We start from the raw sequence: 16,877 nt of genomic DNA on the forward strand, positions 1-16,877 counted from the left end.
CCTGAAAAACGCTGTTAACAAAAAATCAGCGACTCAACAAAAAACACCTCACGTGCCTATGCAACACATGAGGTGTTTTTTTATGCTTCTTTGTCTCTACTGTTCAGGATAAAACTGTGCTTGAGACTCTTGCAAAATCCATTGACTAAAAATTTCTGCACTTGGATGTAGATACTGATGAGTAGAAGATGTCAGAAAGAAAGCTTCTGACGTTTCGATACGCTCTTCAAAAGGGGCAACCAATTTGCCACTGGCAATCATGTCCGCTACGAGAGAGGTTCTACCTAGCGCAATACCTTGGCCTAATACCGCCATTTCTAAGGCAGAAATTAAGGTATCAAACTGAATGCCGTCACTAGGGTCACTATAATAAGCACCGGTTTGATTTAGCCAATAGCCCCAACCTTCTTCATAGCCTATTACATGCAACAGGGTATTCTCTGCTAACAGGTCGATTGAAATAGGTTCTTCACTTGCTTCTAATAACTCAGGGCTACATACAGGAAATAGTTCGTCCCAAGTCAATCGATCGGACTTGAGTCCAGGCCATACACCGTGACCATAACGTATATCTAGATCGGTATCTTTATTCTTTTCATCAAGCCAAATATTACTGGTAAATCGAATTTTGATATCTGGGTATTGTTCATAAAAACGAGACAACCTTGGTGCTAACCAGGTTGTAAAAAAGACGAGATTCACTCGCACACTAAGCTGTCGACTCTGTCCTTTACCAAACAGCTCGTCCGTTGCGGCAGCTAAACGGCCAATGGCTTCATGTACCGCTGGCATATAAGCAAGACCAGCGTCAGTCAAAGCTAGCCCTCTAGGCAAGCGTTTAAATAAACTGGTACCAAGCTGAGATTCTAGCCCTTTCACTTGCTGACTAATGGCAGCTTGGGTCAGGTTTAACTCATGGGCAGCCTGAGTAAAATTTAGATGTCGTGCGGATGCTTCGAATGAACGTAGCCAGTTAAGTGGCGGTAATCTCTTTTTCATGTTTTTAAACTCAACATAGTTACCAGTAACACATTGTAAAATCCGACAAACATCCTTTTATGTCTCAAGTCCGTCTGTCAAAATCTCCCTATCATATTGATACTAGTATATTTTAATTTTTATTGTCGATATTATTTTGTCATAAAAACAAAAGCCACAACCCTTGTTTTAAGAGTCATGGCTTTGGAAGCTAATTATCAAAATTAGCTTCAATACTTAGCTAAAAGCCTATTTCATTGTTGGCATAGAGAACTCAACACCTTCTCGAATACCTGCTGAAGGCCAACGCTGTGTCACTGTTTTACGCTTAGTGTAAAAACGGACAGCATCTGGACCATAAGCGTGTAAATCACCAAACAAAGAACGCTTCCAACCACCAAAGCTATGGTAAGCAACAGGTACAGGTAGTGGTACGTTAATACCTACCATGCCTACTTGAATGTTATCTGAGAAGTAACGTGCCGCTTCACCGTCACGGGTAAAGATACAAGTACCGTTGCCGTATTCATGTGCATCAATTAAGTCCATCGCCGCTTGCATGCTATCCACACGCACAACTTGTAATACAGGTCCAAAAATCTCTTCTTGGTAACTTTGCATTTCAGGTGTCACATTGTCGATTAAAGTACCACCCACAAAGAAGCCATTTTCATAACCAGATACTTGAGGGTCACGACCGTCAACCACTAGCTTGGCGCCTTGCTCTTGCGCACTATTGATATAACCTACAACCTTCTCTTTATGTGCTTGAGTGATCACAGGACCAAAGTCATTGTTAGCATCAGAGAAAGCACCCACTTTTAGGCCTTTCATCGCTGCTTGCATCTTCTCAACCAAGGCATCTGCAGCAGCATCACCAACGGCAACCGCAACAGAAAGCGCCATACAACGCTCGCCAGAAGAACCAAACGCAGCACCAACCAGTTGGTTAACCGCATTATCCATGTCTGCATCAGGCATAATGATAGCGTGGTTTTTAGCGCCGCCTAAGGCCTGGCAACGCTTACCATTAGCATTGGCAATCGTATAAATGTATTCAGCAATGGGGGTAGAACCAACAAAACTTACCGCTTTAATACGATCATCATGCAATAAAGTATCAACCGCCTCTTTATCACCATTTATCACATTCATAACACCATCTGGCAAGCCTGCTTCTTGTAGCAGTTGAGCAATGAATAGAGTCGAACTTGGATCACGTTCTGAAGGCTTAAGGATGAAGCAGTTACCGCAAACAAGCGCCATAGGGAACATCCATAATGGCACCATGGCAGGGAAATTGAATGGGGTGATACCTGCAACAACACCAAGCGGCTGAAATTCACTCCAAGAATCAATGTTAGGCCCAACGTTTTTGCTGTGCTCACCTTTTAATAATTCTGGTGCGCCACAAGCGTATTCAACATTTTCAATACCACGTTGTAATTCACCCGCTGCGTCATGACTGATTTTGCCATGCTCTTCACCAATCATTTTACAGATAGTCTCAGCATGCTCTTCTAGTAATGCCTTGAATTTAAACATGATGCGAGCACGTTTAATCGGTGGCGTATTACGCCAAGCGGGAAAAGCAGCCTCTGCTGTAGCAATTGCTTCTTCTACTGTTGCTTTAGAAGCAAGGTCAACTTGCTTGCTCACTTCACCAGTAGATGGGTTATATACGGCTTGCTGGCGAGTACCTTCTACAAAAAGGTTACCATTAATCAATTGTCCAACTGTGTTCATTGCTTTTTCCTCAAACCAAAATGTCGGTGTGATTTTTGTTTTCACACCTTGTTAGAATAAAAAACGCCCTATGCCGAGGGCATGGCATAGGGCCAATAGCATTAACTTTTAAAATGTATAGAAGCGCTTACCACCAAAGTTGCTTATAAAGCTCAACCACTTCATCCGCACTTGGTACTCTTGGATTATTGTTCGGTGAGCCAGAAGCAAGTGCTTGTTCTGCCATAGTCTCCAATAGACCCATAAACTCTTCTCTATCAATACCAAACTGCTCTGGTGTTGGTACTTTAAGCTCATCATTTAACGCTCTTAGTTCCGCTAGCAGCTTTTTGTTTGCGGTTACATCATCATCTTGCTCAGTCGCAACACCCATAGCACGGGCACAATCTGCATAACGCTCGCCAGCAGCGGGAATAGAATATTCAGTCACAGTCGGTAGTAACATGGCATTAGATAAACCATGAGGAACATGAAAAGCAGCGCCAATAGGACGGCTCATACCATGAACAAGGGCAACCGACGCATTAGAGAAAGCAATGCCAGCAAGTGTTGAACCTAACATTATTTCTTCACGGGCTTTTTGATCACTACCGTCATGATAAACGCGACGTAAATTAGGTGCGATTAAACGCATCGCTTCAAGTGCTTGCGAATCACTGTACAAGCTGGCTTTTTTACTCACATAAGCTTCCATCGCGTGAGTCAGTGCATCAATGCCTGTATCCGCTGTGATACGAGCAGGTAGAGACAAAGTTAATGTGTAATCAACCAAGGCTGCAATTGGCATAAAACCTATGCCCATGCAGAGCATTTTTTCGTCTGTTTTCTCATCTGTGATGATGGTAACTTTCGTCACCTCAGAACCCGTACCGGCTGTGGTTGGGATCGCTATGATAGGTAATCCAGACTCAGTCACAACACGCGGAAACTTATAGTCACGCATTTCACCACCAAACTTACCCAAGATGCTCATGGCTTTGGCACTATCAATTGGACTACCGCCACCTAGCGCAATAATACTGTCGTAGTCGCCTTCTTGAATGCGCTTTACCCCAGCTTGAATAGAAGCAACGGTTGGCTCAGGTACAGTGTCATCGAAGATGTCAGCTTGCATATCTTGCTCAGCAAGCACTGCTTGAATTTTTTCAGCATAGCCTAATTGCACCATCATCTTATCTGTGATGATTAAAGGATGACGACAGCCTAAACTCGCCAAAATATTTGGCGTAGCATGACTAGCATTTTCACCAACTTGTAACATGCGCGGAAGAATAATTTGAGTAGACATATCGTCTCCTTAACAATTTAAATCTTATAGAAAACTAATGTGATTAACTTATTTTTAAAGGGTTAGGTAACCTGACGCTTTATCAAAATCAGGCTACCTAAAAGTCACTAAGTATCGCTAAACAGAGTTATTCAGCACCTTCAGCACGAGGCGCATATTTCAGCTCTTTCGCCGGTAATGCTTCTGCTCTCAATGACTTAATCAGGCCATAGGTTGCCAAGATCACAATAAAGGAGAAAGGCAAAGCCGCGACGATAGAAGCAGTTTGTAAGGCTTTTAGACCTCCTGCATAAAGTAGAACGGCTGCAACTGCACCGATAGCAAAGCCCCAGAAAACACGATATTTAGCCGGTGGTTGTTCATCACCCATAGAAATCAAAGTACAAATAACCAAGGTGGCAGAGTCAGCTGAGGTCACAAAGTAAGTAATTAGCATCAAGGTACAAATTGCTGAGATCGCTAGGGTGACAAAACTGCCTGCTCCCATAGCTTCAATCGTCGTAAACAACGCCATAGTCGTATCTGCGTTTACCGCTTCTGTGATACCACCTGCGCCAAACAACTCGATGAACATAGCGGTATTACCAAAGATGGTGATCCAAAATGCAGCCAGTGCAGTTGGTGCAACCAGAACACCGAGTACGAATTCACGAATAGTACGGCCTTTAGAGATACGTGCGATGAAGACACCACAGAAAGGCGCCCAAGCAATCCACCATCCCCAATAGAAGATAGTCCACCAACCTTGCCATTGACCTTCTGGATCAGGATCTACCCATAAACCTAGTTCAACCGCGTGGAAAAGGTAATCACCCACATTAGTAAAGAAAGCACCCAGCACGTAAGCGGTCGGGCCAAAGATGATGAATAACACTAGTACCAAGATGGTAAGGTGCATATTCAATTCACTTAGAATACGAATCCCTTTATTTAGGCCCGTTAATACAGAGGCGGTAGCAATAACAGAAAGTACGGCAATCAAGATGATTTGATTCGTTGTCGAGATATCGATACCCACCAAATAAGACAGTCCCGCATTCATCTGCTGCGCACCTAAACCTAAAGACGTAGCGATACCAAACACAGTACCAAATACAGCAAGAAGATCAGCCGCGTGACCAATAGGTCCATAAATACGATCACCAAAGATAGGGTATAAACTTGAACGAATGGAAAGCGGTAAACCTTTACGATAAGAGAAGTAAGCTAAGATCAAACCGATAACTGCAAATAAACCCCAACCATGTAATCCCCAATGGAATATAGAGATACGCATTGCCACTTGTGCCGCTTCAACGGTTTGTTGCTGTGCTTCATTAATCAGTGGGTTGCTTTGGAAGTGGTAGATAGGTTCAGCAATACTCCAAAATAGAATACCAATGCCGATACCCGCGCCAAATAACATGGAGAACCAAGCAAAGTTAGTAAATTCTGGTCTGTCCGTATCCTTACCTAAGCGAATATCCCCGTAGCGGCTAAAAGTCAGCCATACAGCAAAGAATAAGAAGAAGCTGATCAGGCCGATATAATACCAAGCAAGCTCAGAAGCGATAAATCCTTTTGCTGCTGTGTAAATTGAGCTGGCATATTCAGGGTCTATCACGGTGACAAGTACAAATACCATGACAAGGATGGCTGAGCCAACGGCTATTATTGGGTGAGCACCCGCAAACAATCCGGCTTTAGGCAGTACATATGATTTGGTATTCATAGGGTTTGACCCCCATTTTTGCGAGCGAGTCCCTGCGTTAACCTAGTATCCATCAACTCCCGATATGACTGGGACAGGATGAGATTGGTTTTACTTTTATTATTCATAATTCAATTCTCACTTCTTGTTCTTATTGTGATCTTTTAAGACAACTCCACCTAAGGCCAAACAGGTTATTTAGACGATGAAGTCATGCTGTAAATTGATTCGAAAGTCATTGTTATGAATCCTCACGAAACTGAGAAGCAATAAAAAAACATGCTAAGACCCTAAAAAATTTATGACTCATTTTTTAATCAATCACTTACGCCTTCTATTAGTAGAAAAATTCATCAAGCCATAAAAAAAATGATATCTCAGGTCATTTTTTTTTTGCTGGTTCGCTAATTAATTCACTCCTAACATGCCTTTCAACGATGCTCTGGGCACGCCCATCGCTGTAATTGGCATCGTAAAACCTAAATACGACCGGCATCACCGGTATAACAAAAACAAATGATTTCAGCCCCTACACATAAATTTGGCTGTGCTGAAACTAGGTTAATTAGGAAAAGTTGATATGAACAAAAATAATCAATTGCCTTTGGCGGGTGTTCGAGTTGCTGACTTCGGACAACAAATTGCTGGGCCTGCTGTCGCCATGGTATTAGCGGATTTAGGTGCGACTGTTGTTCGTATCGATCCACCACAAGGACCTAGCTGGCAACACCCAGCTAACGCCATTTTAAATCGTAATAAGTCTTGCCTACGCCTCGATCTCAAAACTGAAGAAGGCCTTGAACAAGCTCTAGAATTGATTGCTAACGTGGATGTTGTGATTGAAAGTTTCCGTCCTGATGTGATGAAAAAATTGGGAGTAGATTTCGCCGCATTACGAGAGCAAAGACCAGACCTAATTACCCTTTCTATCCCTGGTTTTGCGAGCAATGACGAGCTACGTCGTGACTGGAAAGCCACTGAAGCCGTGATCGCAGCGACCTCAGGCGCCTACACAGACATGGGGTTCAACCGTGTCCTTATGGGGGTTAACCCAAGCTTCTCGCCGCTACCATTAGGCTCTTCTTACGCAACGTCCTTAGCAGCAAGTTCTGTCGTACTCGCTCTTTTTGAACGTGAGAAAACTGGCCGTGGAGATCAAATCGAAGTACCCGTTGCTGCTGCACTTATGGAAGGCTTATCTTACAACTCTTATGTCATTGATCAGCTACCAGAACGCTATAAAACAATGCGTGAGTTAGAGATCGAACACCGTAAAGAAAACAATATCGAAATGGATCTTAGCTATGAAGATCTACAAGAATATTTAGACCCTTTCTATCGTACTTATGTGTGTGCTGATGGCCGTATGTTCTATTGTGTTTGCCCATCTCACCGCAATCACGCTAAACGAGCACTTCAAGCGCTAGGTATTTATGAAGAACTGATGGCAGAAGGCCTGCCAGACGTAAAAGACCTGCATATGCCAACCGCAGAATGGGAAGGTGAAACCTCTATTGGTGTTTACCCACTTCCTAAAAAATGGGCAGACATCATTTCAGAGAAAATGAAAAAAGCCTTTTTGCAAAAAACGTCTGATGAATGGGGTGTCATCTTTGGCGAAGGTCAAATTCCTGGTGCGCCACATCGCACCACAAAAGAGTGGGTGAATAGCGAATACTCAAATGAATCTGGCCTTATTGTTGAAGTAAATGACCCAGAGTTTGGCACCATGAAACAACCTGGTCCTATCGCTTGGTTAGAAAATGAAGCCGAAGCCATGCTAACCCCAAGACCTAGAAAAGACGTCCCATATGCTGATGCATTAGCGGAGCTCACTAAGTGTGCACAAGAACATGTATCAACACGCCCTCAAGGCCAAGACATTCAAGCAGCAACAGGTGAAGGCTGGCTTAAAGATCTTCGCATTCTTGATCTAACTAACGTAATTGCAGGCCCTCATTCAACCGCATTCTTAGCGCGCTTTGGTGCAACTATCACTAAACTTGACCCTGTTACACCTTTGTACGACCCATTGATCGGGACACTTTTCACCTTCCAAACAGGAGTTGGTAAACAAAGTGCCTTAGTTGATATCACCACAGATGAAGGTAGAAACATCTTTGAGCAACTAGTAAAAAATGTTGATATGGTGGTAATTAACGCCCCAGAACGTCAAATGATACCGCTTGGATTAGATGGAGAAACACTATTATCAATCAATCCTGAAGTACTTTTCTGTCGTTTGGATTGCTTTGGCGCACCACGTAATGGCAGCAAAAAGAACTACATTGGTTATGATGACATTATTCAGGCGAACAGTGGCATTATGAGCCGTTTCGGTCGCCCAGAAACACCAGAGGAACATGCTCACCTAGGCACACTAGATGTTAACTGTGGTTTTGCTGCAGCCTTAGGCATGGCGGTGTCCCTTTATCATAAACAAAAGACGGGTAAAGTGAGTCGTTCTAGAACCTCACTTTCCGCTGTGACTAACCTAGCACAAATCCCGTTCGCCTTTGATTATGAAGGTCGTGATGAATTTAATGAGCCATCAGGTCGTGAAGTATTAGGTAACAACGCCCTATCCCACTTCTATCAAACCAGTGATGGTTGGATTTTCCTTGATTCAAACCAAGGTGAAATCGAACAGCTAAATCAAATTGAAGGTTTAGAAGGCATTATCCAAAGCCAAGATAAAGCTGACTTCATCAAACAAAGTCTATTAAAAGCACCCACCTCATACTGGGTAGACGTCTTTGTGAAAGCTGACATTGCCGCTGCTGAACCTATGGCGATCGAGAATCTGAGAGAAGATAACAGCCGTGTAGCAGACAACAAAGTAGGTACTGATAAGGGAAGTTTTGCTTTCTCTATCTACCCAGATCATCCAAGTGGCCACTGTATTACACAAATTGATCAATACTCAATTCGTCCAACTGAGTCAAAAATCATGGCTGCAACACCGACAGAAGCCTTTGGGCATTCAACCAGAGAAGTGCTAGCGGATTTAGGCTATAACACAGATCAAGTTGAATCGTTATTGGAGCGAAAAATTGCGGGATTAGGCTGGGGTAAAGAGTTTTTACCAAGCTAAACTAATTTGGTGAGTATAAAAGGTTAGGTTCTTTAATTAGACCTAGCCTTTTTTTTGTATTCTAAAAAATACATTAGCTTACAAGCTGAAGAATAACATAAGCCGTATTAGACTATTATTCTACATATCAGGGAGAATATTGTTACATTTTGGTGCGCTTTTTAGGCAAGAAACTGAATCCTGCACTAAGCTAATGAAATCAATCAATAACAAAGCTAAAGACCTGTTTTTTAGTTACTAAAACGTGCAACTAAAAAACAATTAGTTACCTAATTAAGATTTGTTTTGGAATGGTTAACTAATATAGTCACTTTGAAATTATTTATTAAAAAACAATTACATTTTTATCAGTCCCTGGAGATTCAATGACTATTAAAACGCGATTTTTAATTGCCCTCATTGCCAGTGTTTTATTACCTGTTACCATTATTTCTGCGCTTGTAATTAATAATGTTAGAGATAATGCACTCGAAAGCTTTCAAAACAATAGCCAAGCAGAAATCGCTCATATAGATAAAGCATTTAGCCTCTATCTTAATGGCCTAGCGGAAGACGCCAGCTACCTAGCTCAAAGCGAAACCATACGTAATCTTGATACCAGTGTGGCGACCTATATGGGTAAACCTTCTGGCATGATGACCCCAGATCAAAACTCTGACGTTGAGCAAGCGGCTTATCAAATGATGAAAGAGTTTGGTGAGGCTCACCCTGACCTTGCTTATGTTTATCTAGGCATGGGCCATGGTGGTTATATTCAATGGCCAATTGGCACTAGCGGTGAAGACTATGACCCAAGAGTACGCCCTTGGTATCAAGTTTCTGTTAATTCCACCACTCCCGTTCGTGTACCTGCCTATGCAGATCTTCAAACAAACACACCACTACAAGACTATCTAGTTAGATTTGAAGGTAAGAATGGCGCGTTTGGTGCCATAGGTGTAGACGTAACGCTTGGCAAACTAACCGATATGGTTAAATCAGTTAAATTTGGCCAAGAAGGCTATGTGATGCTGATTGAAGATACAGGCAAAGTACTTGCTGACCCTTCTAATCCAGAAAACAACTTTAAAGAACTGACAGAAGTTAGCACCTCTCATAAAGCCCTTGCTGACAATGCTTATGGCCTTTCTCGTGTTGAGTTTGAAGGTGAGACTTGGTTTGCTAATAAATATGAATCACCAGCTTTAGGTTGGAAGTTTATTGGTTTAGTACCAGCAAGCGAAGTGTATGCAAGTGCCAATAGCTTAACTCAGTATATTGTTATGATTGCCATTGTGATGGCGATTATCTTTACCTTAATTGGTTATGCCATTGTTGCCGTTGTTGCTAAACCTATGGCCATCATTACCAGTGGTTTAGAAGACATTGCTTCTGGTGAAGGGGATCTTACCCGCCGTCTTGATATTGAGTCCCAGGATGAATCAGGCCATATGGCGAATGCCTTCAACCGCTTTGTTGAGTCGATCAGTATCTTGGTAGGCAAGATCAAGAACTCAAGCCAAGGGGTTAAGGATATTGCTCAACAGTCACGAGACCTTTCAACCCAATTACATGACGTGGTAACTCACCAAGTGAGTGCGACAGACATGGTTTCTACCGCCTTTAACGAGATGGTAGCAACAGCAAACGAAGTCGCAACCAACTGTACTCAAGCGGCATCGGCAGCCGATACCAGCCAAAAGCATGTGCAAGAAGGTAATCAACTTATTCAAAAAACCGTTGATTCAGTTGGCCACTTAGAAACGGCTTTGAATGAATCTAATTCGGCTATGACGGTGCTTTCGGAAGAGTCGCAAAACATCACCACTATATTAGATACCATTCGTGGTATTGCCGAACAAACCAATCTACTAGCACTTAACGCAGCCATTGAGGCAGCACGTGCCGGAGAACAAGGTCGTGGTTTTGCGGTAGTAGCCGATGAAGTAAGAACCTTAGCGGGTCGTACAGCAGAATCAACCGAAGAGATTGATCGCTTATTAAGTCGTCTTCGAGGCCAGACAGAAAATGTAGCAGGCAAACTTTCTGCCAGCATTAATCATGCATCACAAACTGTTGAGTCGACTCAAAAAACTAACACTGTATTTGAAGCCATCATGGAGTCTGTTGTGACCATACGCGATATGACAACTCAGATTGCAGCATCTGCAGAAGAGCAACACCTAGTGGGTGAAGAAATTAACCGTAATATCATTGATATCCACGACGGTGCAACCAATGCCAAAGGCCTATCTGAAAATGTTGAAGAAACAGCAGAACAACTAACTGGGTTGGCAACTGATTTAGAAAAACTTGTCAGTGAATTTAAATCAAATCACTAAAAGTTAACTAAAACAGTTAATATCAAACTTGAGCCCATTAGAAACCTTTTCTAGTGGGCTTTTTTTTAAATAAAGTTGAATAAAGCTCAGTAAATCTAATAATCAATTCGTTTAAGCCCCTCTTTAAATCTACTAAATAGCGCTCAATTCTAGCCCTCATAAGGCTTCACACATTTGTAACGTAACGTGAACAGTTTCTCACTAACTTTCATCACTTTTTAGAGAAATCCGACATAAGTCACACACTATGTAACTTTAAGTTAATTTACAGTAAATGAATGTATATGTATTTTGCCTAAATACACAAAATACAGTATTGTTGATGGTTATACGAAGGCTCAAGGCCACTAATTCAAAGCATTTCAACTTATGTTTAGGTAGGTAAATAATTCACTCCTCCTAGTACTTAGCACACACTAATTAAGAGAGTTTCATTTTGCATCTAATAAGTAGATATTTTAAATATTTTACGGTTTGCCTAATATTACTCCTCAGCTTTCCAACTAATGCCAATACTCAAGCTAAAAACATTCTCATTGTTTTATCTTACTCTACAGACTTCCCTTCATACCCCAGTATTACCAAAGCTTTTAGCCAATCATTAAGCCAACACAATCTCAGTTATGTTTATTTAAATAGTAAAAATAATTGGTCGAATGATTATCAAAATTTGATGCAGGACTTCTTGTCTAAAAAACAAGCACTCTCTAATGAGAAAATAGACCTAATCATTAGTGTCGATGACAATGCACTGGATTTTGTCAGGAAGAATCACACGAATATGTATCAAAATATTCCCGTTGTTTTTATGGGAGTAAATGATGTTAATAAACTGAATTGGGCCAAAGGCCAGAAATATTTCACTGGTTTTTACGAAGCCCCCTCTTTTAAAGAAAATCTACTTTATGCTCAGGGCCTCTTCCCCGATAGCAACACAATCCACCTTATTAATGATGCTTCAACCAGTAGCCGAGCCAATACTAAACAGCTAATCAGGGCTGCTAGCTCTCTTAACCTTAATAAGCATTTAAACCTAATCTCTCTTGAAGATTTAAACTGGAAACAGTTCGAGCAAAGCCTCGCCTTATTACCTAAAAATGAACCCATAGTTTTAGTCTCAGTATTTGTTGATAAAAATGGCGAAAGAAAAAGCTATTTCCAGGGGCTAAATAGCATTATTGATAACAGTGATTCTCCCATAATCACCTTTTGGTCACATGGACTAGGTAAAGGAATTTTAGGCGGTCATATGATAAACCCAGCCAAACATGCCCAAGCCGCTGCCGACTATGCTAAAGCCATTTTAAAAGGCAACAGTTTATCCTTGCTTCCTATTATTTATACTAGCCCGAATAGCAACGAGTTTGATTTAAATCAGCTAGAGAAGCATCAAATTGATTTGTCTCAATTACCTGCCGACACCAGTTTTATTAACCCAACCAAGTCTTTACTTAATAATCTTTGGGTCATTATTTTACTCATCAGCATTATTGTGATTTGTCTCATTGTTGCTGTTACCTACCTTACCTTACAGGTGCGTCGACGGACCCAAGCTGAAGCCGACTTACTACAAGAAAAAGCCCTACTAGCCGGTATTATTAATACCATTCCGGATCATATTGTTTATAAAGATAAAGACTACTGCTATCAGGTTTCAAACTCCGCTTTTGAAAACTTCGTCCAACTATCAAAAAGCAAACTTATAGGTCATACAGATCACGACCTGTTTGAAAACAAAATCATCTCCTTGTTCCACCCAATGGACAGCAAGGTAGTACAGACAGGTAAAGAAGTGCGCTGTACCGAGTACATTGCTTTAGAGCAAGGTGACAGTGCGATTTTAGATATTATCAAAACCCCTTTTTATAATAATAAAGGGGTTTTATCAGGCATTATCAGTATTGCTCGTGATATCTCCCAATCCTATAAGCAGCAAGAAGAAAACAGGCTACTAGCCACCTTCTTTAAACAGTCTTCAGAAGGCATGGTAATTGTCAGCAAACGTGGTCGTATTTTAACGGTCAACCCTGCTCTAATTAGCATGACGGGCTTTAGTGCAGAGCAGCTCATTGGTAGCAGCTTTCGCAAAGTACTCGCCAACTCCTCCTATAAAGCCTATCGCAACATGAGTATCGATCTGAAAAGTGTCGGCAAGTGGCAGGGAGAAATGGAATACATCACCTTAACCCAACAGCCTCAACCTGGCTGGGTGATAGCAACCAGTGTATTGGATGAAATGGGTCAGATCAGTCATTTTGTTGCCTCTTTCTCTGATATCAGCAAACTGAAACGTTCGCAGAATAAGCTACAACATTTGGCTCACCACGACTCTTTAACTGGCCTACCGAATAGAACTTTCTTAACCCAAAAACTTTCCGGCATGATCAGCCAAGCGAGAAAGAACGATAAGCAGCTTGCTGTCGCCTTTTTAGATCTAGATAGATTCAAGAATATCAACGACACCTTAGGCCATATGTTTGGCGACAAACTACTTAGGGTCATTGCCAGACGCATGTATAACCAGCTTAATGAAAATGAAGTAGTTGCCCGAATTGGTGGCGATGAATTTATCCTCATCCTAGACCCAAGTGATGGTTTAGAAGCACTTGCGACACGTTTGGACCTTCTCAATCAAAAGATCCAAGAGATGGTTTACCTAGATGGCAAAGAGATTATGACCTGTGCCAGTATTGGCGTCAGTCTTTACCCTCAAGATGGCACCAGTTCAGAGCTGTTATTCCAACATGCAGATACCGCCCTTTACAGTGCCAAGGAAGCGGGCCGAGCCATGCATAAGTTTTATGCCAGTGCCCTGACGATACAAGCACAAGAAAGGCTAACAATTGAGAGCCACCTAGCTAAAGCCCTTGAATATAAAGAAATGACCTTGGCTTACCAGCCAATTTATGACTTTAAACAACAGAAGTTTGTAAAAGTAGAAGCCTTGCTTCGTTGGCATACCCCTAAACTGGGTCAGGTACCACCAGACAAGTTTATTCCTATTGCCGAAGAAACAGGTGGCATTCTTAACATAGGTAACTGGGTATTAGAAACGGCCTGTCGCACCATGGTGCAATGGCAACAAAGAAGTTGTCAGATTCAAAGAATTGCGGTCAATGTGTCACGCATTCAGATTGCTAGACAAAACATGTTCGAAACAGTTAAAGACATCTTGCAGCAAACTCAGTGCAAACCCCAATGGATAGAAATTGAGGTAACTGAGAGCGCCATTATGAACCTATCAAAAGATGGGCTGAAGCAACTGACTCAATTAAAAGAGTTCGGTGTGTCTATTTCTATCGATGACTTCGGTACTGGCCAATCGTCGCTTTCATCCCTGAAAACCTTACCTGTCAGTACCTTAAAAATTGATAAATCCTTTGTGCAAGATATGCCAGAGAATAACAATGATGTGGAAATTGCTCGCCTGATTCTACAAATGTCCAAAGTACTCAATGTAAGATCTGTGGCCGAAGGGGTAGAAACGGCAGAACAAGCGCAAGTACTTAAAAATATGGGCTGTGACCTGTGCCAAGGCTACTTATTTAGTAAGCCACTTACCGAAGAAGCATTAGCCGCCTTTATTAACCACCCAAGCTGGTTGCAAGAAAAAGCCATTCAAGCAGTTTCTGAAAACCTAGATTATTCTTACTAATACTGAAATTTTCTCTCTAACTAGAAAGCACTTAACAAGGCTTTCTAGTGGTATTTCCCTCAATCTCAATGAGCATTAATGCTCACTAATTTCAATCAATACACCCGTTCCTTTACGCAAGTGATAGCGACTTTCTTTATCCATAATCAAAAAGCTATCCTTAGGCATAATAAGGTCTTTAGCCCCTTGATCGACTGAGATATTCGATACTTGATTCGCATAAAAGTAGGCTTGCTGACCAGGTTTACTCAAAGCATCACAGGGTGCATAAAGTGCTTGCACTAACGCTTTGGTATCAGCTCGTCGCACCATGATGTTTAAGTCTTCAATAGGCCCATTGAGCAGCTCTGAGGTAGTCATATCACCACCATAAAAAGTCGCTATATCCAACTCATGCAATAAGTCATCATGGGTCACATGCCCTTGCTCTGATTGATGCTCTAAACGCATTCCTTTACCCGCTATCAAGACTAGATGACGCTCTAACCCTGAGAAGTCCGAAAATACACCTGACTCAGAGACTGCCGCCTGACTGATACGAAATTTAACGCCTTTCTCATCCTCAAGCTTAAGCAGCTCTAAGGTTTCACCCTTCCCATTTTTCCAAGGCATACGACGAAATTGCGCCTGAGTAATCAATGTTTCTTGTGACATAAGCGAGTTCCTATTTAACTCCTATTCATTTAGTTAAAAAGTCGTTTTAACAAGGCGGTAAATTCAAGATTAAATTGAGCTTCAGTCTGATGTTTAAAGTCGTTGATAACCTGATTACCTGCCACATACACATGGCTAATCAGGTTCTCATTGGTAGCGAATAACCAACGGTTAAGTAAATCTTCATTCTTACTTGCTGCGATAAAAGGATGGCGATTATCCAACACTATAAAGTCCGCTCTATTACCCACTTCTAGCCCTAAACTCACCTGACAAGCTTGGTTGCCACCTTGTCTAGCCGCCTGAAATAGATAATCACCCACATGATGCTCGCCTTCTGTATAAAGGCGATTACGTTGCTCGTCCCTAAAGCGCTGGCTATATTCCAATGTTCTCAACTCTTCCACTAAAGAGAGGCTAACATGACTATCTGAACCTATGCCCCAACGTCCACCTTCAGCAATAAAATCCACCCCAGGGAAAATACCATCACCTAGATTCGCTTCTGTTGTTGGGCATAAACCTGCCACAGCACCCGACTTTGCAATGGCTGTGACTTCATTTTGATCAAGATGAGTGGCATGTACTAAACACCAACGCTCATCCAAACCTATCTCATTAGCAAGCCACTGCACAGGTCGCTGACCACTAAAAGCAACACTGTCTCGCACTTCTTTTTGCTGCTCAGCAATATGGATATGAATAGGCATTACCTTATTAGGTGTCTTATCTAATGCCCCCATGACATCTTGAATTTGCCCTTGAGTCACGGCTCGAAGAGAGTGAAAGCAAACACCCACCTTATGCAGCTTATGACCTGCCAAAGAGGCTTGGCTTGCTTGGTGCAAAGCCAAATACTGCTCTGTACTATTAATAAAACGGGCTTGGCCTTCATTCGGAGCTTGGCCACCAAAACCAGAATGGCTATATAGTACGGGGAACAGCGTTATACCAAGCCCTGCTTGATCGGCTGCCTGAGCAAGCTGCAACCCCATTTCATTTAATTGGCTATAGGTCTGCCCTTTTGGGTCATGGTGAAGATAATTAAACTCTGCCACTTGGGTGTAACCCGCCTTCAACATATCTATATAAAGCTGAGTCGCAATAATACGTACATCATCCGGGGTTAACTTATGTACCATCTTATACATAAGATCACGCCAACTCCAAAAACTATCATTGGGATTCAAGCTCACTTCCGCCATGCCAGCCATAGCACGTTGAAAAGCATGTGAATGAAGGTTGGCTAGGCTAGGTAAAGTAGGGCCAGACAAGCGTGTCGCGCCTTCTGAGCTCGCATCGCTACTCAGGCTCTGAATAAGGCCATGTTCCACTTCAATTCGGACATTTGTCTTCCAACCTTGGGGAAATAAAGCCTGTTCGGCAAAGTAGACTTGGCGTGTCATCAGGGTCTCCGGCATTAATTTATGAGTCGTTTTCAGTGTAGCGGA

General features: G+C 42.1%; 9 protein-coding genes. 3 read left to right on the top strand and 6 right to left on the bottom strand.

Translation table 11 applies throughout. From position 1 onward, the window contains the following. Positions 1 to 96: 96 nt before the first annotated feature. The 4 genes from Q0A08_RS13815 to Q0A08_RS13830 form a co-directional block, all read right to left on the bottom strand. Positions 97 to 999 (bottom strand): LysR substrate-binding domain-containing protein, encoded by a 903-nt coding sequence (locus Q0A08_RS13815; RefSeq protein ID WP_438462104.1) that lies wholly within the window; start codon positions 997 to 999, stop codon positions 97 to 99. 228 nt (positions 1,000 to 1,227) lie between these two features. Beyond that, entirely contained in the window at positions 1,228 to 2,724 is a 1,497-nt protein-coding gene (locus Q0A08_RS13820) for a CoA-acylating methylmalonate-semialdehyde dehydrogenase (RefSeq protein ID WP_438462105.1), read from the bottom strand. Between the two features lie 127 nt (positions 2,725 to 2,851). Continuing rightward, the gene (locus Q0A08_RS13825; protein WP_438462106.1) at positions 2,852 to 4,012 is read right to left on the bottom strand and encodes an iron-containing alcohol dehydrogenase; all 1,161 of its coding nucleotides are present in this window, start codon (positions 4,010 to 4,012) and stop codon (positions 2,852 to 2,854) included. Positions 4,013 to 4,139: 127 nt separating this feature from the next. Next, entirely contained in the window at positions 4,140 to 5,723 is a 1,584-nt protein-coding gene (locus tag Q0A08_RS13830) for a BCCT family transporter (protein WP_438462107.1), read from the bottom strand. Between the two features lie 559 nt (positions 5,724 to 6,282). Here Q0A08_RS13830 and Q0A08_RS13835 point away from each other — a divergent pair. The 3 genes from Q0A08_RS13835 to Q0A08_RS13845 all read left to right on the top strand — a co-directional run bounded on the left by Q0A08_RS13835 (position 6,283) and on the right by Q0A08_RS13845 (position 14,772). Further along, the gene (locus tag Q0A08_RS13835) at positions 6,283 to 8,796 is read left to right on the top strand and encodes a CoA transferase (RefSeq protein WP_438462108.1); all 2,514 of its coding nucleotides are present in this window, start codon (positions 6,283 to 6,285) and stop codon (positions 8,794 to 8,796) included. Positions 8,797 to 9,161: 365 nt separating this feature from the next. Then, complete coding sequence (locus Q0A08_RS13840; protein WP_438462109.1) at positions 9,162 to 11,117, top strand: methyl-accepting chemotaxis protein; 1,956 nt, start codon at positions 9,162 to 9,164, stop codon at positions 11,115 to 11,117. A gap of 436 nt (positions 11,118 to 11,553) precedes the next feature. Next, on the top strand, positions 11,554 to 14,772 hold the full coding sequence (locus Q0A08_RS13845; protein ID WP_438462110.1) for an EAL domain-containing protein: 3,219 nt from the start codon (positions 11,554 to 11,556) through the stop codon (positions 14,770 to 14,772). A gap of 75 nt (positions 14,773 to 14,847) precedes the next feature. Here the strand turns inward: Q0A08_RS13845 and Q0A08_RS13850 are convergent, their stop codons facing one another. Further along, entirely contained in the window at positions 14,848 to 15,426 is a 579-nt protein-coding gene (locus Q0A08_RS13850; RefSeq protein ID WP_438462111.1) for a HutD/Ves family protein, read from the bottom strand. 29 nt (positions 15,427 to 15,455) lie between these two features. Further along, complete coding sequence (locus tag Q0A08_RS13855; protein WP_438462112.1) at positions 15,456 to 16,832, bottom strand: formimidoylglutamate deiminase; 1,377 nt, start codon at positions 16,830 to 16,832, stop codon at positions 15,456 to 15,458. Positions 16,833 to 16,877: the final 45 nt, after the last annotated feature.

It is taken from the genome of Marinomonas sp. PE14-40, from assembly GCF_051623805.1.
GTDB lineage: Bacteria > Pseudomonadota > Gammaproteobacteria > Pseudomonadales > Marinomonadaceae > Marinomonas.

Excerpts from the sequence above, each read along its gene's own strand:
- Q0A08_RS13815 (WP_438462104.1), bottom strand. The coding sequence starts at position 999 with ATGAAAAAGAGATTACCGCCACTTAACTGGCTACGTTCATTCGAAGCA.
- Q0A08_RS13820 (WP_438462105.1), bottom strand. The coding sequence starts at position 2,724 with ATGAACACAGTTGGACAATTGATTAATGGTAACCTTTTTGTAGAAGGT.
- Q0A08_RS13825 (WP_438462106.1), bottom strand. The coding sequence starts at position 4,012 with ATGTCTACTCAAATTATTCTTCCGCGCATGTTACAAGTTGGTGAAAAT.
- Q0A08_RS13830 (WP_438462107.1), bottom strand. The coding sequence starts at position 5,723 with ATGAATACCAAATCATATGTACTGCCTAAAGCCGGATTGTTTGCGGGT.
- Q0A08_RS13835 (WP_438462108.1), top strand. The coding sequence starts at position 6,283 with ATGAACAAAAATAATCAATTGCCTTTGGCGGGTGTTCGAGTTGCTGAC.
- Q0A08_RS13840 (WP_438462109.1), top strand. The coding sequence starts at position 9,162 with ATGACTATTAAAACGCGATTTTTAATTGCCCTCATTGCCAGTGTTTTA.
- Q0A08_RS13850 (WP_438462111.1), bottom strand. The coding sequence starts at position 15,426 with ATGTCACAAGAAACATTGATTACTCAGGCGCAATTTCGTCGTATGCCT.
- Q0A08_RS13855 (WP_438462112.1), bottom strand. The coding sequence starts at position 16,832 with ATGACACGCCAAGTCTACTTTGCCGAACAGGCTTTATTTCCCCAAGGT.